Source organism: Pseudomonas sp. GW822-FHT03F08, assembly GCF_058801265.1.
Window position 1 is genome coordinate 579409 of sequence record NZ_JBXANC010000001.1, and the last position, 17000, is coordinate 596408.

The following is a 17000-nucleotide window of genomic DNA, read 5'->3' on the forward strand; positions in this document are numbered from 1 at the left end:
ATTCGCCAAGGAAAATTTCTCCATGTACACGCCCCGCGCCTTTGCCATCGACGACTTGTCCCAACTGCACGAACTGATCCTCGCCACCCGCCTCGCCATTCTGGTGACTCACGGCGAACAGGGCTTGCAGGCCAGCCACGTGCCGGTGCTGCTGCATCGTGAACAAGGCCCGAACGGCACGCTGTACGGGCATCTGGCCAAGGCCAATCCACAGTGGAAAGACCTGCGCGACGGCGCCGAGGCCATGCTGATTTTTCCCGGTGCCGATGCCTATGTCAGCCCGGGCTTTTACCCGAGCAAGGCCGAGCACGGCAAAGTCGTGCCGACCTGGAACTACGTCGCCGTCCACGCCTATGGCCACGCCGAAACCTTCAGCGATGGCGGTCGTCTGCTGGACATTGTCAGCACCCTCACCAATCGCCATGAGGCCGGCCGCGCCCAGCCCTGGTCGGTCGACGATGCACCGGCCGATTACATCGACGGCATGCTCAAGGCCATCGTCGGGTTTGCCATTCCGATCGACCGTCTCGAAGGCAAGCGCAAGCTAAGCCAGAACCGCAGTCCCGAAGACATTGCCGGCGTACGCGAAGGCCTGGCCGCCAGCCCCGACATCAACGATCAAACCCTCGCTCACTTGATGCGTTAAGGAAATCACCATGAGTCAGATCGACATCCGTCCGGTCAGCGCCGCCGATCACGCGGCCTGGCTGCCGCTGTGGCAGGCCTACCTGCGCTTCTACAACACTGAATTGCCGGACGCCGTCAGCCAAAGCACCTGGCAGCGTTTTCTCGACCCGAACGAACCGGCCCACGCAGCCCTCGCCTGGGCCGACGGCAAAGCGGTGGGCATGGTTCATTTCATCTACCATCGTTCGAACTGGAGCATCGAAAACTCCTGCTACCTGCAAGACCTGCTGGTGGAGCCGCAAACCCGTGGCACCGGCGTCGGTCGTCTGCTGATCGAACACGTCTACGCCACCGCCAAGGCCGACGGTTGCTGCAAGGTGCACTGGCTGACCCACGAAACCAACGCCACCGCGATCCAGCTCTACGAGCGCATCGCCGAGCGTCCGGGTTTCATCCAGTTTCGCAAAGCCATTTAAGGAGCCACGCGCATGACGATTTCTCTCGCCGACTGGAAAGGCGTGCCGCCGCCCTCCACCACCCTGATCGAAGGCCGCTTCATCCGCCTGGAAAAACTCGACCCGGCGCGCCACGGCGACGACCTGTTCAACGCCCTGCAAGGCCCGGGCGCCGACCCGAAACTCTGGGACTATTTGCCCTACGGCCCGTTTCCGGAGCGCAGCGCTTTCAATGACTGGCTGAACAACCATGCTGCCCACAGCGACCCGTACTTCTTCAGCGTCATCGACCGCGCCAGCGGCCAGGTGCAAGGCATCCTCAGCCTGATGTCGATCGTCCCGGCCCAGGGCCGCATCGAAATCGGCCACGTCACCTTCGGCGCGCCGATGCAGCGCTCGCCGAAAAGCACCGAGGCGGTCTACCTGCTGGCCAAGGAATCCTTCGCCCTCGGCTACCGTCGCCTCGAATGGAAATGCAACAACGGCAACGCCCGCTCCAAATACGCGGCCGAGCGGTTGGGTTTCAGCTTCGAAGGCGTGTTCCGCCAGCACATGGTGGTCAAGGGCCAGAACCGAAACACCGCGTGGTACTCGATTCTGGATTCGGAATGGCCCGCGATTGCGGCCGGGTTCGAGCGCTGGTTGAGCGATGAGAATCAGACGGCGGAGGGGCAGGTGAAAGGCTTGGTTGAGTGCCGCGCTTAAAGCTCAATCGAAATCAAGTATGTTGCGTTGCGGGTTCAGTTGTTATCGCGTCGAACCCGCACCACACCCATCTTCAGCCCGAACGGGCGAAACACGGCGTTCAGCGATTTAAGCGTCTGATTACCCTCTCCATGTTCGATGTGCACCAACGTACGCACCGAAATCTTGCACATCCTCGCGAACTGGGTCTGATGCAACCCGGTCACCTCCACGCGCAAACGGCGAACGGCTTCACCGATCTCCACTGTTCCTTGAGCCAGTGCTTCTTGAATGCTTTCGATGAGCACGGTGCGCTCGGCGACGGTCATGCTCATTTCAGATCCCACTCTTTCAATCGTTGCTCCAGGTTTTTCAGGTGAACGCCCGGATGATTCATTGTCCGCTCAGGCAAACCGCTGGCGCTCAAGATGTCCGGCAACTCGGCCAGGCACTGCGCATCTTCACGCAATCGCTCGAAAGACTCCGGCGCGTCGGACAACGCTGCCAATGGATCATCAGGATCGGAAATGTCCGCCAATGCGCGGCATACGCCCCGCCAATCGACATCCCCCGCCCTCTCCAGCTCTTTTGGCCATTTGGTCGTGCGAGTTACCCCTTCGTCATCCATGACCATGGGAGCCAGGTCATAAATGGGGGCCAGACGATACGAGTCCACATCGCGAATGATTGCAGTGTTGCGACCGTGGTTATCCGAGTTGCCAAGAATTTTGTTGATCAGATCCCGGCGTAAATAGTCCGCCACCAACGCCGGAATCTGATCCGCTTGCCCCGCTTTGCGCCACAGCTTGGCGAGCATGCGAATGACATCCATATGATTCATAGCGCTTCCCGGCGTCGTCACCTCGGCCAGCGAGTAGATCGACTCCACGGCAAAACGCTCTACACCTTGCTCTGTCACCTGGCGATCAAAACGCTGCATCCACAAGCTGGGCTTGTTCGCTTCCTCTAACGCCAGACCTTCTGCTGCGACGGTTTCGATACCAAGCGCCTGAAGCGCCTGGTAGTAGTGGAACTCGCTGCGCAGGATGTCTTGATCGGTTTGACTGCCTTTATTCCGGGCGAATTTCACAAACCAATGCTGGCGGACGTTTTCATCATCCAGCACTGCATCGGGGTACAAAAGACCGGCGCGATCCTCAGCCAGAAGAATCTTGGGCGCTTCGCCTCCGGCCCCTGTCGCACCGCCAATCGCAGCCCCCATTTCATAGGCGTATTCAAGAAACCGGTGGTCACGGCTGATGACCTCCCGGCGCTCAAACCCGATGGGCTTGCGCTCATCGACAACCTCGGCTGATTCTTTTATTCGCATGTTGCCGATCGGAGCCGGAGTGCAGCGTCCGAGCAGATAAAGATCGGCACCGATGTCTGCAGGTTTCTCCTGCCCCAGACGTGCGAGGAGAAACCTTCTAGCGGCGCCTGCCGGTGCAATGTCATGCATGAATGCAGGCGTGATGGATCGCCGACCTTCCCAATCCAGGGGATACAACGCACTCGCGGCCTTGGAAAAAGGAGATCCGATGGCCTCAATGTTTGAGACCAGATACGCCGTCTCATAACCAAAACTGCAACGGCTTTCGAAACCTTTGTCGGGCGCGTCGAAACTCAACACCATCGCGTCGTGCCATTTGCCGGCGTCGAATATCTGCAATGTCAGGTTGTGCATGCGGTCATCACCTGCAATTAAATGCATTCCGACAAATAATTCGTCGATCTAAACTGCAATATAGTGCATTCGTGAAGAAAAATGAGGCACCTTATCTGCAATAAAGTGCAGATAAGGCATCTGAACTTCGCGATAGATGCAAAATAATGCAGATGCAGCCGAGTTCGTCACGGACATCATTCTGTAAAAACCCTCCGCTATACAGAACGCCCCGCTTAGAACAAAAAGGACGTTCTCACCATGTCGTTCCCGCCTCAGCGCCTGTCGCTCGCCACCGCCCTGTTGATCGCCACGAGCGCCGCCCACGGCAAGACCGTGCAAATCGACACCGCCACCACCGTGTCGCAGACATTGGGCGGCAACGACACCCTGACGATTTCGGCGCCGGGCAGCATTACCAACAGCGGCAAGGCCGTGAGTCTCAAGGATGGCACCAGCGGTGTCGGCGTGATCATCGACAACGCCGGCAAGATTATCTCCACCGGTGGCCGGGCCATCGACAGCAGTGGCGATCTGACCCAGGCGCGCAATTACGCCATCTACAACCGCAGCGGCGGGCAGATTCTCGGCTCCAACGACGCGATTCGCATCGACAGCAACTTCGTCAGCGGCAGCCTGTTGATCGACAACAGCGGCACCATTCGCTCGACCACCGGCCAGGGCCTGGATCTGGATGCGTTGCGCAGCAACGGGGTGAAAACCACCATCATCAACCGTGCGGGCGGGCTGATTCGCGGCGACGCCAGCGACGGCATGAAGACCGGCGCCAACGCGACCATCAGCAACTATGGCGAGATCTCCACCGGTGACTCGCACAACGCCGACCAGAAGTTCGACGGCATCGATATCGACACCGCAACCGGTGTCAGCGTGACCAACTACGGCGTGATTTCCGGCGGCCGACATGGCATCACCACCGACCTCGGGGCGACGCTGGTCAACTACGGGCAGATCACCGGGCGCAATGGTTCCGGTTTCGGTTCCGACGGCGACGGCACGGTGATCAACCACGGCACCATCACTGGTGCGTATTCCGGGTTGCAGCCCAACGGCGACGGTGACGGCGTGGACATCGACAAAATCGCCCACATCGAAAACTACGGCACCATTCAAGGCGTTGGCGCCGGCGGTGTGGACAAGGGCGGTTTCGCCAACGGCAGTGAAGGCATCGCGCTGGGCGGCGGTTACATTCTCAACGCCAAGAGTGCCCTGATCAGCGGTGCCAACAGCGCCATTCTGGTGGACGACGGCAGCGGCGGTTCGGGACTGGCGGCCACCACGCTGGAAAACTACGGCACCATTCAAGGGCTCGACGGTTTCGGCGTGAAGTTCGTCGGTGAGTTCGCCGACAACGTGATCAACGGCGGCACGATCACCGGCAGCAACGGTCTGGCGCTGGACCTGGGCGGTGGCAACGACAGCCTGACACTGCGCAACGGCAGTCGTTTTGTCGGCGTGGTCGATGGCGGCACCGGTTACGACCGGGTAGTGATGGACGACGCGGCGGGCGGCAGCTTCGGTGCCAGCCGCAATTTCGAATGGCTGGAGGTCAAACAAGGCGCCTGGACCCTCACCGGCAGCGGCGATTTCAGCGACGGCGGTGCCGTGCGCAACGGCGCCACCCTGATCAACCAGGGCGGCATCGCCGGCAACCTGACCGTGGACGCCGGCGGCGTTTATGCCGGCGGCGGCTCGGTGGGCAACCTGAACCTGAATGGCACGTTGCGCACTGACACCCGGCTCGGTACAGCAACCATCGTGCACGACTTGAACATGGGCAGCGCATCCACCCTCGCCTACGGCGTCAACGCCGATGGCAGCAGCGCGCCGGTCCAGGTCGGCGGCACGGCCAACCTCAATGGCGCGACGCTGGCAGTCAATCCCGGCAGCGGCACGTATCCGTGGCAGAGCCATTACACGGTGCTGCAGGCTGCGCGGGTCAACGGTACGTTTGGCGCGGTCACCAGCGACTACGCGTTCCTCACGCCAACCCTCGCTTACACGCCGACTCAGGTCGACCTGACCTACACCCGCAACGACGTGGCGTTCAATGAATTCGCCGCCACCGGTAACGGCAGCAACGCGGCCAACAGCCTGGCCTCGATGGGCAAGAACAATGCGCTGTACAACGCCTTGCTCAACACCACTCAAAGCAGTGCTGGCGCAGCCATCGAGCAACTGGCCGGCGCCAGCAACGCCAACCTGACCAGCGCCACCCTCGGCGCCAGCAGCCAGGTCGGCAGCAGCATGCTCTCGGCGATGCAACAGATGGGCGGCAGTCCCGGCTTGATGGTCGGCCTCGATCAGCGCGACACACCGATCCTCGCCGCCAACGGCGTACCGGCCGCAGCCCGAAACCTGAATGATCCCAATGCTCAGGGCCGGCTCTGGCTGCAAGCCATCGGCGGCTACGGCAAGCTCGATGGCGAACATGGCAATGGCAGTCTGGAACAACGCACCAAGGGCAGCGTACTCGGTGCCGACTGGGCGCTGAATCCACAATGGCGACTGGGCGTGCTCGGTGGCTATTCGAAGACCGATCTGGACGCCACCGGCGTCGATGGCAATGTCGAAAGCTGGCACGCCGGGGTCTATGCCCAGCATCAAAACGGCCCGATAGCCTTGCGTCTGGGCGCGGCTTACAGCGGTCATCAGGGCGAGAGCAAACGCACAATTGCGTTCAACGGTTTCAGTGACCGCCCCAAAGGCGATTACGACGCCAACAGCCAGCAAGCCTTCGCCGAACTCGGCTACGCCATGGGCAGCGGGCGGCTCAGCGCCGAACCGTTCGCCAGCCTCGGCTACCAGCGCTATCACCGCGACCGCTATCAGGAAAAGGGTGGCGCGGCGGCGTTACAAGTCGACAGTCAGACTCAGGACAACTTCAGCAGCACCGTCGGTCTGCGCCTGGCGCACCTGAACTCGCTCGAAAACGGTATGAGCCTGACCCCGCGCATGGCCGCAGGCTGGAAACACACGTATGGCGATGTCAGCAGCTCGACCCGTCAGGCATTTGTCGTGGGCGGTACCGCGTTCAGCGTCGATGGCAGCTCGCTGGATCGTGACAGCCTGGTTCTCGAGGCTGGGCTGGACCTGGGCGTTTCGGCGCGGCATACGCTGGGGCTCGGCTACAGCGGCGAGATTGGCAATAACAGTCGCAATCACGGGTTGATCGGGCAGTGGCAGATGAGTTTCTGAGGTTTCGCCAATCGATACTTCAGCGGGGGTTGTAGGCAAAGGCATCTGGTCGACCGGGTAAACCAGGGCAGGCTCATCACTCGCCACCGACCGGGCTACAAAAGCAGACGTCATCCCCTGCGCCCGGCTCGGAATCGCCCGGCATCGGTGTACCGGCCTCGACTTTTACAGTTTGGCCTCATCCTTCATGAGGCCAAACTGAATGCCCATTCAATGCAAATACAAGCTCCAACATCTTGTCCTGGCGGTTGCGCTGGCTATCGGTTGCGTAGAATTTTCACTGGCGGAGCAATCAGAACCCGACGCGCACGTCGATATCGAGGTGAAGGTCAAAAAGCCGCGCAAGAAGAAGGAAATACCTGCTCCACTCAGTCTCGCCGAAGAAACACCGCGTGAAGAAAGGATCGTTCCGACACCCGAAACAAACCCCGTCAGCACTGAGGTTCCGGCAGTACCCGCGCACACATCCGATGACATTCAACCCAAGAAAGTCGCCACAACAGAGAGCGGCAGCGCGCTCGAAGAAAGCATCGAAAAACCAACGCCCTTACCGGAACCGGTTCTGGCCGAAACGCCCGCAGCTCAACAAACCCAAGTGGTTGACCAACCACCGTCAACGGATTCCCCTCCATCCGCCGGCAACACAGCTATCGAAGCCCTGCTCGCTGCCGACGAAACCACGGCCCCCATCGCCTACGATCAACTCGCCGGCGGCAGCAACGCCAACCTCGCCAAGGCAACCCTGAGCAGTGTCACGCCGGTCAGCGCCAGCCTGCTGTCGGCCATGCACCAACTCGATAATGCCCACGACTCACCGGGAAACTCACCACGCCATGCGGCCGGTAACGCAGACACCGGCAGGGTCTGGCTGCAAGCCCTCGGACACGGCGGGAAGCTGGATCGCGATGTAGAGCCCATGCAGCACTCCACCAAGGGACTGCTACTCGGTGCGGACTGGCGCATCGATGAAGCATGGCGTCTGGGATTGATGGGCGGCACCTCCGACACGCGCATCGACAGCCAAGAACTGGACGGCGATCTCGACAGTTGGCACCTGGGCGCTTATGCCTTGCGCCAGACGGGTCCGTTGTCACTTCGGCTCGGTGCAACCTGGAGCAGCCATGAAGGCAGCACCCGTCGCGAAGTCTCGTTCGATCGCTTCCATGACCGGCTCAAGGGCGACTACCACGCCAGCACCCAGCAAGCGTTCATCGAGTCGGGATACAACCTGGGCCGGGCCAACGTCAGCATCGAGCCGTTTGCCGGCCTCGGCTACCAACGCTACCAGCGTGACGGCTACACCGAGAAAGGTGGGGCTGCGGCGCTCAAGGTTCACGCCCAATCCCAAGGCAACTTCAACACCACTGTCGGCCTGCGCATGGCGAAAGTCAGCACGCTGGATAACGGCATGCGCCTCACGCCACGATTCAGCGCGGGGTGGAAACACGTTTACGGCGAAACCTACACCAGCACCCGCCAACGGCTGGCCACCGGCGGCCATGACTACACCGTTTACGGCGCCGAACTGGATCGCAACAGTCTGCAGCTCGACACCGGGCTGGATCTGGCGATCTCGAACAGCCACGCTGTGGGTGTCGGTCTGACCGGAGAAATCGGCACCGACAGTCGCAACCACGGCGTATCGGGCCAGTGGCGAATGGCGTTCTGAGCCCCGGTCGGGCGCTGCCGCTCACTGCGGCAGCGCCTGAAAGGCAAAAAAAAGGGGAGCACATGCCCCCCCGAGGTTTAAAGCGTTGTATCGAGGCCGTTATCTCAGCCTTCGATCTCGATCAGGATTTCGCCCGGGTTCACCCGGTCACCCTTGGCAACATGAATGGCAGTGACCTTGCCGGCAATCGCGGCCTGGACTTCGGTTTCCATCTTCATCGCTTCGGTGATCAGCACAGCCTGGCCCGCCTTGACGGTGTCGCCTTCCTTGACCAGCACATCGACGATGTTGCCCGGCATGGTGGTGCTGACGTGACCTGGTGCCGAAGCTTGCTTGCGCTTGCTGCTGCCGCCACCGACGAATTCGTTGAGCGGCTCGAACACCACTTCTTCCGGCATGCCGTCGATGGACAGGTAGAAGTGACGCTTGCCTTCGGCCTTGACGCCGACACCGGTGATGTCCACGCGGTAGGTTTCGCCGTGGACGTCGATGACGAACTCGGTTGGCACGCCTTCGCCGCCGGCCGAAGCCACCTTGCCTGCTTCCGGGATCGGCAGCAGCACCTCCGGGGTGAGGGTGCCGGCGGCACGCTCTTCGAGGAATTTGCGGCCGATGTCCGGGAACATGGCGAAGGTCAGCACGTCTTCTTCGGACTTGGCCAGTGCGCCGATATCGGCACGCAGCTTGGTCATTTCCGGCTTGAGCAGATCGGCCGGACGTACGTCGATCACTTCTTCGCTGCCGATGGCCTGACGACGCAGCTTCTCGTTCACGGTGCCCGGCGCCTTGCCGTAGCCGCCTTGCAGGTAGAGCTTCACCTCGTTGGTGATGGTCTTGTAACGCTCACCGGCCAGCACGTTGAAGAACGCCTGGGTGCCGACGATCTGCGAAGTCGGGGTCACCAGCGGCGGGAAGCCGAGGTCTTCGCGCACGCGCGGGATCTCTGCCAGCACTTCGTTCATGCGGTTCAGCGCGCCCTGCTCTTTCAACTGGTTGGCCAGGTTGGAAATCATCCCGCCCGGTACCTGGTTGACTTGAACACGGGTGTCGACGGCGGTGAATTCGCTTTCGAACTGGTGGTACTTCTTGCGCACGGCGTAGAAGTACAGGCCGATTTCCTGCAGCAGTTCCAGGTTCAGACCGGTGTCGAACTCACTGCCCTTGAGGGCTGCGACCATCGATTCGGTACCCGGGTGGCTGGTGCCCCAGGCGAAGCTGGAGATCGCGGTGTCAATGTGGTCGGCACCGTTTTCAATGGCCTTCAACTGGCACATTGCGGCCAGACCGGCGGTGTCGTGGGAGTGGATGAACACCGGCAGCGATTGCTCAGCCTTGAGTGCCTTGACCAGTTCACCGGTGGCGTACGGGGTCAGCAAACCGGCCATGTCCTTGATCGCCACCGAGTCGCAACCCATGGCTTCCATTTGCTTGGCCTGGGCGACGAACGCGTCGATGGTGTGCACCGGGCTGGTGGTGTAGGCGATGGTGCCCTGGGCGTGTTTGCCGGCAGCCTTCACCGCTTCGATGGCCACGCGCAGGTTACGCACGTCGTTCATCGCGTCGAAGATGCGGAACACGTCGATACCGTTGACTGCGGCCTTGGCGACGAACGCCTTGACCACGTCATCGCTGTAATGGCGATAGCCCAGCAGGTTCTGGCCGCGCAGGAGCATTTGCAGACGGGTGTTGGGCAGCGCGGCGCGCAGTTGGCGCAGGCGCTCCCACGGGTCTTCTTTCAGGAATCGTACGCAGGCGTCGAAGGTCGCGCCGCCCCAGACTTCCAGCGACCAGTAGCCGACCTTGTCCAGCTTGTCGCAGATCGGCAGCATGTCTTCGGTGCGCATGCGGGTGGCGAGCAGCGATTGGTGGGCGTCGCGCAGGATGGTGTCGGTTACGAAAATCTTTTTAGTCATTGTTCTATTCCTCACAGGCCTGCGTGGGCGGCGATGGCGGCGGCGATGGCCAGGGCCAGCTCTTCGGGTTTGCGCTTGATCGAGTAGTTGGTCAGTTCCGGGTGGCTTTCAACGAAGCTGGTATTGAACTGGCCGCTACGGAATTCCGGGTTGCGCAGGATTTCCTGGTAGTACGCGGCGGTGGTCTTGACCCCTTGCAGACGCATGTCGTCGAGGGCGCGCAGACCACGGTCCATCGCCTCTTCCCAGGTCAGTGCCCACACCACCAGTTTCAGGCACATCGAGTCGTAGAACGGCGGGATGGTGTAGCCGGTGTAGATCGCCGTGTCGGTCCGCACGCCCGGGCCGCCGGGGGCGTAGTAGCGCGTGATCTTGCCGAAGCTCGGCAGGAAGTTGTTTTTCGGGTCTTCGGCGTTGATCCGGAATTGCAGGGCAAAACCGCGATGCTGGATGTCTTCCTGTTTCACCGACAGCGGCAGGCCGGAGGCGATGCGGATCTGTTCGCGGACGATGTCGATCCCGGTGATTTCTTCGGTGATGGTGTGTTCCACCTGCACCCGGGTGTTCATCTCCATGAAGTACACCTCGCCCTCGGCGAGCAGGAACTCCACGGTGCCGGCGTTCTCGTAACCCACGGCCTTGGCCGCGCGCACCGACAGGTCGCCGATGTAGGCGCGCTGTTCCGGGGTCAGTTGCGGGCTCGGGGCGATTTCGATCAGCTTCTGATTGCGGCGCTGAATCGAGCAGTCGCGCTCGAACAGGTGCACCACGTTGCCGAAGCTGTCACCGAGGATCTGGGCTTCGATGTGTTTCGGATTGACGATGCATTTTTCCAGGAACACTTCTGCCGAACCGAAGGCCTTGGTGGCTTCGGAAATGACCCGGGGGAAATTCTGTTCGAGTTCTTCGCGGCTGTTGCAGCGACGGATACCGCGACCGCCACCACCGGAGGTGGCCTTGAGCATCACCGGGTAACCAATGCGATCACCTTCGGTCAGCGCCTCTTCAATGCCCGAGACGTTGCCTTCAGTGCCCGGCGTCACCGGTACGCCAGCCTTGATCATGCTGCGGCGTGCTTCGGTCTTGTCGCCCATGCGGCGGATGACTTCCGCCGACGGGCCGATGAATTTGATACCGCGTTCGGCGCAGATGTCTGCCAGCTCGGCGTTTTCCGAAAGGAAACCGTAGCCGGGGTGCAGTGCATCGCAGCCGGTTTCCACGGCCAGGTTCACCAGCTTGCGCGGGTTCAGGTAACCGGCCAGCGGCTCGGCACCAATGCTGTGGGCCTCGTCCGCACGCTTCACATGCAAGGCATGCCGGTCGGCGTCGGAAAAAATCGCAACCGAGCGGATGCCCATCTCGGCGCAGGCACGCACGATTCGTACGGCAATCTCACCACGGTTGGCGATCAGGATCTTTGTTATCACTTGGAGGTTCCCTTGAGCCGGTGGTACCCACGACCTGCTAGACCCAGGTCGACGCGTGACCAAATGTTTCAATCTGGTCGCGCCTTCACACTAGCGCTCACAAGGGATTAACAAAAATGAATAAAAATTGGGTCAGGCATAAGTAAAGACTTATAGTCGTTGCACCAGCCAGCGGCCAGAGCCTGTAGAAAATGCGTAAGTCCTTGATGCGTATGACATTGCGTCAATTGCAGATCTTCAACGAAGTGTGTGATTTGCGCTCCTACAGCCGCGCAGCCGAGGAAATGTCTCTCACACAACCGGCCGTCAGCCTACAGATTCGTCAGCTCGAAGAGCTGATCGGGCAGCCGCTGTTCGATTACGTCGGCAAAAAACTCTACATGACCGAGGCGGCCGAAGCACTCCAGCGCGCCAGCCGCGACATCTTCGGCCGCCTGGAAAACCTCGACATGCAGCTGTCGGACATGCAGGGCTCGCTGCAGGGCCAGTTGAAACTGGCGGTGGAATCCAGCGCCAAATACTTCGTACCGCACCTGTTTGCAGCGTTCAAACGCCAGCATCCGGAAGTGAATCTGCAACTGACGGTGGTCAACCGCGGCCAGGTGATCCGCCGACTCTCCGACAACCGCGACGATCTGGTGATCATGTCGATGGTGCCGCAGGACATGGGTCTGGAGTTCCTCCCCTTCCTCAACAACCCGATCGTGGCGGCCGCCCGACCGGACCATCCGCTGGCACACATGGGGCCGCTTCGCCTTCAGGATCTTGAGCCCTACACCTTGTTGATTCGCGAACCCGGCTCGGGAACGCGACTGGCTTGCGAGGAGTACTTCAAGGAGAAGCGCGTGCACTTCACCCAGACCCAGGAAGTGGCATCGGCGGAAGCTCAGCGTGAGTGCGTATTGGCAGGTCTGGGCCTGGCACTGTTGACGCGCCACGCCCTGAACCTGGAGCTGGCGACCGGCGGCCTGGTGGAGCTGCCGGTCGAAGAGTTGCCGCTGTTGCGCAGCTGGTGCCTGGTGCAAGCCAAAGCCAAACGGTTGTCACCGGTGGCCCACGCCTTCCTGGCGTTTATCCGCAGCGAACGGGTGCAGATCAGCGCGCTGGTTGAGCGCTTCGACGGGAAGCTGAAGGCGCTGCCTGCCAGTGATTGATGTCCTCGGGAAAATCGCCGATTTCGGCCTGAAGCTGACGGAGTTCGAAGCGATCTTCGATAGCGCGGCGAAATTCCATGCGGCGCTGGTCTTCCTGCTGACGACGGGTTTTCGCGGCGCTGTTGCGTTCTTCGTAAGGCTGAGCCATTTCGAGTCTCCCAAGGCGATTACGGGAGTTTCACGATAGGCGCGAGGGATGACGGTTTGGCTGCGTCGGGGTTACAGGCAGATGAAGATTGCCTTCACCCCATGACCATCAGTCATCCAGCGCTTTCACCGATTTTGGCGACAGCCGCAAGCTGCGCAGACTGCGTTTGACGCTCTTGAGGTGGTTGACCAGGCTCGGCCCGCGCGCCATGGCCACGCCCATCGCCAACACGTCGATCACCACCAGGTGGGCGATACGCGAGGTCAGCGGCGTATAGATTTCGGTGTCTTCATGAACATCGATTGCCAGGTTGACGGTCGACAGCTCGGCCAGTGGCGTCTGGCTCGGGCACAAGGTGATCAGCGATGCACCGCTCTCGCGCACGAGGTTGGCGGTGATCAGCAGGTCCTTGGAACGGCCGGACTGGGAAATGCAGATCGCCACATCGGTCGGCTTCAGCGTCACTGCCGACATCGCCTGCATGTGCGGGTCGGAATACGCCGCCGCAGTCAGCAGCAGGCGGAAGAACTTGTGCTGCGCATCCGCCGCCACCGCGCCCGACGCACCAAAACCATAGAACTCGACGCGCTGGGCCTGGGACATCAGCGTCACTGCTCGCTGCAATTCCAGCGGATCGAGCTTCTCGCGAACCTCCATCAGCGTGTGCAACGTGGTGTCGAAAATCTTCAGGCTGTAGTCGGCGACGGAATCGTCTTCATGGATCGCGAACTGACCGAAACTGGCACCGGCCGCGAGGCTTTGCGCGAGTTTGAGTTTCAGGTCCTGAAAACCGGAGCAACCGATGGCGCGACAGAAGCGCACGATGGTCGGCTCGCTGATGCCGACGCTGTGGGCCAGGTCGGCCATGGAACTGTGCATCACTGCCGCAGGGTCAAGCAGCACGTGGTCGGCGACCTTGAGCTCCGACTTGCGTAACAGGTGACGTGACTGGGCGATGTGTTGCAGCAGATTCAAGGGGCTGGACTCTTGTTATGGAAAGATGTGCTTTGGCCAGATGCCAAGGATGTAGCAAGCTTGTAGTTATACTACATGAATCCGCATTTTGCCTGCTCAATGCGTAACTGGATCGCCCCGGATCAGGCGACATGCGCTGCATGTAGCCCTTTACCGGGGAGTTTCCTGCTGGCGCAACAACCCGGCCAGACCGGCAGCCTCCACCGGACGGCTGATCAGATACCCCTGCACCTCGTCGCAGCCTTCGGCCTTCAAGAACTCAAGTTGCTCCGGCCGTTCGACGCCTTCGGCCACCACTTTCAAGGACAAACCATGGGCCATGGCGATGATCGCGCGGGTGATCGCCGCGTCCTCGCTGCCCTCCCCCAACCCACGGATAAAGGCCTGATCGATCTTCACGTAATCCACCGGAATCCGCTTCAGATAGCTCAGCGATGAATAGCCGGTGCCGAAATCGTCGATCGCCAGTTTCACCCCCAGATCCCGCAGCTGCTGGAACGTGGCGATGATGTGTTCGACGCTGTCGAGCAACTGGCTTTCGGTCAGTTCCAGTTCGAGGTAGTGCGGCGCCAGGCCGGTTTCCTCCAGCACTTGTCGCACCAGGCTGACCAGTTTTCCCTGGCGCAGCTGATGCACCGACAGGTTCACTGAAACCCGGATCGGTGCCAGCCCCTGACGCTGCCATTCGCAAGCCTGCCAACAGGCCTGGCGCAACACGAACTCGCCAATCGGACCAATCAACCCAGTCTCTTCAGCCAGACCGATAAAGTCCCCCGGCGGCACCCGGCCCATGGTCGGGTGATCCCAGCGCACCAGCGCTTCGGCCGCATTGAGACGGCCAGTCGCCAGACACAGTTTCGGCTGGTAGAACACGTTCAGTTGCTGGTCTTCGATGGCTTTGCGCAGCTGGTTTTCCAGCTGCAAACGCTCCAGCGTGCTGGCTTGCAGGCTGTCGGTGTAGAACTGGAAGTTGTTGCCGCCCAGATGCTTGGCATGTTGCATGGCCATATTCGACTGGCTGACCAGCGCGGAAATCTCCCGGGCGTTGTCCGGCAACATACTGATGCCCATCGAGGCGCTGACCACCAGTTCATGCCCCTCTACCGTCAGTGGCAGGCGCAGTTTGGCCGACAGCCGCGTGGCGACCCGCGCCAGGCTCGACAGGTTGCCATAGGCATCGAACAGCACCGCGAACTCGTCGCCGGACAACCGGGCAATGGTGTCGGCTTCCGGCAAGGCACTGACCAGACGCCGCGACATCCTTTGCAGCAACTGGTCGGCAATCTCGTGGCCAAGGCTGTCGTTGAGCAGCTTGAATCGATCCAGATTAATGTGCAGCAGCGCCAGACTCCGCCGCCCGCCCTGCCGCACGCGCTGATGGGCTTCGTGCAGGCGTTCGCGGAACAGCGAGCGGTTGGCCAGGCCGGTGAGTTCGTCGTAGTGGGTCAGGTAGCGCATGCGCTCTTCGGATTCGCGGCGCGCCGACAGATCGGCGAAGAAGCCGACGATATGACTCACATTTCCCCGACTGTCGCGCACCGCATTCAGTTGCAGCCACTGCGGGTACAACTCGCCGTTCTTGCGGGTCTCCACCAGTTCGCCCTGCCAGCTGCCGTGCTGCTCCAGCGCGTGGCGGATGGCAACGTAATGTCGGCGGGCATCGCGACTGCACGGCAGTTCAACGACGTTGCGCCCGAGCATATCGTCGATGTCGTAACCGGTGACCCGGCTGAAAGCCTGATTGATGGCGATCAGCGAATAGTTCGGGTCGAGGATCACAATGCCTTCGCTGGCGGCCTCAAATACCGTGGCCGCCAATTGCTGCTGGGCCTCCAGACTTTTGCTGACACTGATGTCGCGCCGGGTGCCGACCATGCGGATCACCCGTCCGCTGTCGTCGCGCTCCACCGCACGCCCCCGGTCTTCGATCCAGACCCAGTGGCCGTCACCATGACGCACGCGGTACTCGATCTGATAATCCTCGGTGCGCCCCTTCAAATGCTCGATCAGTGCTCGCTTGAGGGCCGGAACATCTTCCGGGTGCAAGCGTGGGCGCAGATGCCTGAGCAGCCCGGTGACGTATTCCGGGTCAATGCCGAACAGCTCCTGAATCTGCGTGTGGTGAACCTCATCGGTCTGCAGGTTCCAGTCCCACAGCCCCAGCTCACTGGCCTTCAACGCCAGCGCCAGGCGCGCTTCGCTTTTGCTCAGGGCCTGATTGGCGGCGTCCAGCTCACGGCTGCGTTGGGCCACACGATCTTCCAGTTCGACCTGGGCTTCGCGTAATTTGCCCTCGGCGCAGCGGCGGTGTTCGATTTCTTTCGCCAACTCCTGATTGAGCTGTTCACTGCGCGATTGCGCCTGTTGCAGATGCTCGATCAGGTGCTGATTCTGGAAGCGTCGTAGCAAACCGCGGTCGATCAGCCGATTGACCTGCCACGCCACCACGCTCAGGGAGCCGAGCAAAATCAGCCCGAGCCAGCCCCAGCCACGCGCCTGTTCGTCACCGCCCCAGAACAGATAGCCGATGGCCGGCAGCAGGCACGGCAAGGTAAAGGAAAGAAAGGCCGGAATGCTCACGGCGTAAGCCACGCTGGCCGACAGGGTCGCGGCACCGATCAGGCCGAACACCCAGGCTTGCTGCATGAAGTTGTCTGCCGGAACCAGGGCGATGCCGGCGCCGGCCAGGGTCAGGCCGGTCATGGTCGAACCGAGCAGGAACATCCGCCCCCAGATCGGCTGGGCCTGGCGATCGGGAATCGCCGAATCGAAGGCCGCGACCTGAATCACCCGCAGTGCCACCAGCGACAGCAGCCACACCATCCAGACGCTGACCACGAAGTAACGCTGCGGGCTCCAGAGCAGACCGGCGCAGACCAGACCATTGATCAACATGAACAGGGTGGGCAACAGCGAACCCTGATAAAGAAGGCGCGTGCGCTCGACCGCCATCTGGGTGGCGTAATGCTTGCGGATCACCCGGGGTTCCACAGAGGGGCCCGACAGGTCGAAGCTGAGGGTCATAGGCAACGTTCTTGTTCTTATAAGTGTGAGCATGCGCCCGGA

At 61.2% G+C, this 17000-nt stretch carries 13 protein-coding genes; 6 read left to right on the top strand and 7 right to left on the bottom strand.

Annotated features, from left to right (window positions below):
* Positions 1 to 22 precede the first annotated feature (22 nt).
* From AC1RME_RS02730 to AC1RME_RS02740, 3 genes are read left to right on the top strand one after another with little or no spacing between them, the layout of a single operon-like run.
* On the top strand, positions 23 to 646 hold the full coding sequence (locus AC1RME_RS02730; protein WP_096817136.1) for an FMN-binding negative transcriptional regulator: 624 nt from the start codon (positions 23 to 25) through the stop codon (positions 644 to 646).
* A 10-nt stretch (positions 647 to 656) separates the two neighbouring features.
* Positions 657 to 1103 carry a GNAT family N-acetyltransferase gene (locus AC1RME_RS02735; RefSeq protein ID WP_096817134.1) on the top strand — a complete coding sequence of 149 codons (447 nt, stop codon included), beginning with the start codon at positions 657 to 659 and terminating at the stop codon, positions 1101 to 1103.
* Positions 1104 to 1115: 12 nt separating this feature from the next.
* Entirely contained in the window at positions 1116 to 1787 is a 672-nt protein-coding gene (locus tag AC1RME_RS02740; protein WP_493090413.1) for a GNAT family N-acetyltransferase, read from the top strand.
* Positions 1788 to 1822: 35 nt separating this feature from the next.
* Here AC1RME_RS02740 and AC1RME_RS02745 read toward each other — a convergent pair whose 3' ends face one another.
* Together AC1RME_RS02745 and AC1RME_RS02750 are read right to left on the bottom strand one after the other, a co-directional pair.
* The gene (locus AC1RME_RS02745; RefSeq protein WP_096817132.1) at positions 1823 to 2101 is read right to left on the bottom strand and encodes a helix-turn-helix domain-containing protein; all 279 of its coding nucleotides are present in this window, start codon (positions 2099 to 2101) and stop codon (positions 1823 to 1825) included.
* Positions 2098 to 3450, bottom strand: coding sequence for a HipA domain-containing protein (locus AC1RME_RS02750; protein WP_096817130.1), 1353 nt, complete (start codon positions 3448 to 3450; stop codon positions 2098 to 2100). The genes AC1RME_RS02745 and AC1RME_RS02750 overlap by 4 nt, the downstream gene beginning before the upstream one ends.
* Positions 3451 to 3690: 240 nt before the next feature.
* On the opposite strand from AC1RME_RS02750, the gene AC1RME_RS02755 reads away from it, so the two are divergent.
* Positions 3691 to 6648: an autotransporter outer membrane beta-barrel domain-containing protein gene (locus tag AC1RME_RS02755; RefSeq protein WP_096817127.1), complete on the top strand. Its 2958-nt coding sequence runs from the start codon at positions 3691 to 3693 to the stop codon at positions 6646 to 6648.
* 595 nt (positions 6649 to 7243) lie between these two features.
* Positions 7244 to 8317, top strand: a complete 1074-nt coding sequence (locus AC1RME_RS02760; RefSeq protein ID WP_493090416.1) for an autotransporter outer membrane beta-barrel domain-containing protein — start codon at positions 7244 to 7246, stop codon at positions 8315 to 8317.
* 104 nt (positions 8318 to 8421) lie between these two features.
* Here the strand turns inward: AC1RME_RS02760 and oadA are convergent, their stop codons facing one another.
* On the bottom strand, positions 8422 to 10230 hold the full coding sequence (gene oadA, locus AC1RME_RS02765) for a sodium-extruding oxaloacetate decarboxylase subunit alpha (protein WP_096817122.1): 1809 nt from the start codon (positions 10228 to 10230) through the stop codon (positions 8422 to 8424).
* A gap of 11 nt (positions 10231 to 10241) precedes the next feature.
* On the bottom strand, positions 10242 to 11657 hold the full coding sequence (locus tag AC1RME_RS02770; protein ID WP_096817120.1) for an acetyl-CoA carboxylase biotin carboxylase subunit: 1416 nt from the start codon (positions 11655 to 11657) through the stop codon (positions 10242 to 10244).
* Between the two features lie 191 nt (positions 11658 to 11848).
* Between AC1RME_RS02770 and AC1RME_RS02775 the strand changes: the two genes are divergently transcribed.
* Positions 11849 to 12811 carry a LysR family transcriptional regulator gene (locus AC1RME_RS02775; RefSeq protein WP_096817118.1) on the top strand — a complete coding sequence of 321 codons (963 nt, stop codon included), beginning with the start codon at positions 11849 to 11851 and terminating at the stop codon, positions 12809 to 12811.
* Here the strand turns inward: AC1RME_RS02775 and AC1RME_RS02780 are convergent.
* The 3 genes from AC1RME_RS02780 to AC1RME_RS02790 all read right to left on the bottom strand — a co-directional run bounded on the left by AC1RME_RS02780 (position 12753) and on the right by AC1RME_RS02790 (position 16958).
* On the bottom strand, positions 12753 to 12959 hold the full coding sequence (locus AC1RME_RS02780; protein ID WP_096817116.1) for a PA3496 family putative envelope integrity protein: 207 nt from the start codon (positions 12957 to 12959) through the stop codon (positions 12753 to 12755). The two genes, AC1RME_RS02775 and AC1RME_RS02780, sit on opposite strands and share 59 nt — an antisense overlap.
* Before the next feature lie 108 nt (positions 12960 to 13067).
* Positions 13068 to 13934: a transcriptional regulator HexR gene (gene hexR, locus AC1RME_RS02785; RefSeq protein ID WP_007954250.1), complete on the bottom strand. Its 867-nt coding sequence runs from the start codon at positions 13932 to 13934 to the stop codon at positions 13068 to 13070.
* A 150-nt stretch (positions 13935 to 14084) separates the two neighbouring features.
* Positions 14085 to 16958, bottom strand: coding sequence for a GGDEF domain-containing phosphodiesterase (locus tag AC1RME_RS02790; RefSeq protein WP_096817113.1), 2874 nt, complete (start codon positions 16956 to 16958; stop codon positions 14085 to 14087).
* Between the last annotated feature and the right edge of the window lie 42 nt (positions 16959 to 17000).

Excerpts from the sequence above, each read along its gene's own strand:
- AC1RME_RS02740 (WP_493090413.1), top strand. The coding sequence starts at position 1,116 with ATGACGATTTCTCTCGCCGACTGGAAAGGCGTGCCGCCGCCCTCCACC.
- AC1RME_RS02755 (WP_096817127.1), top strand. The coding sequence starts at position 3,691 with ATGTCGTTCCCGCCTCAGCGCCTGTCGCTCGCCACCGCCCTGTTGATC.
- AC1RME_RS02775 (WP_096817118.1), top strand. The coding sequence starts at position 11,849 with ATGCGTAAGTCCTTGATGCGTATGACATTGCGTCAATTGCAGATCTTC.
- AC1RME_RS02745 (WP_096817132.1), bottom strand. The coding sequence starts at position 2,101 with ATGAGCATGACCGTCGCCGAGCGCACCGTGCTCATCGAAAGCATTCAA.
- AC1RME_RS02750 (WP_096817130.1), bottom strand. The coding sequence starts at position 3,450 with ATGCACAACCTGACATTGCAGATATTCGACGCCGGCAAATGGCACGAC.
- AC1RME_RS02780 (WP_096817116.1), bottom strand. The coding sequence starts at position 12,959 with ATGGCTCAGCCTTACGAAGAACGCAACAGCGCCGCGAAAACCCGTCGT.
- oadA (WP_096817122.1), bottom strand. The coding sequence starts at position 10,230 with ATGACTAAAAAGATTTTCGTAACCGACACCATCCTGCGCGACGCCCAC.
- AC1RME_RS02730 (WP_096817136.1), top strand. The coding sequence starts at position 23 with ATGTACACGCCCCGCGCCTTTGCCATCGACGACTTGTCCCAACTGCAC.
- AC1RME_RS02790 (WP_096817113.1), bottom strand. The coding sequence starts at position 16,958 with ATGACCCTCAGCTTCGACCTGTCGGGCCCCTCTGTGGAACCCCGGGTG.
- AC1RME_RS02735 (WP_096817134.1), top strand. The coding sequence starts at position 657 with ATGAGTCAGATCGACATCCGTCCGGTCAGCGCCGCCGATCACGCGGCC.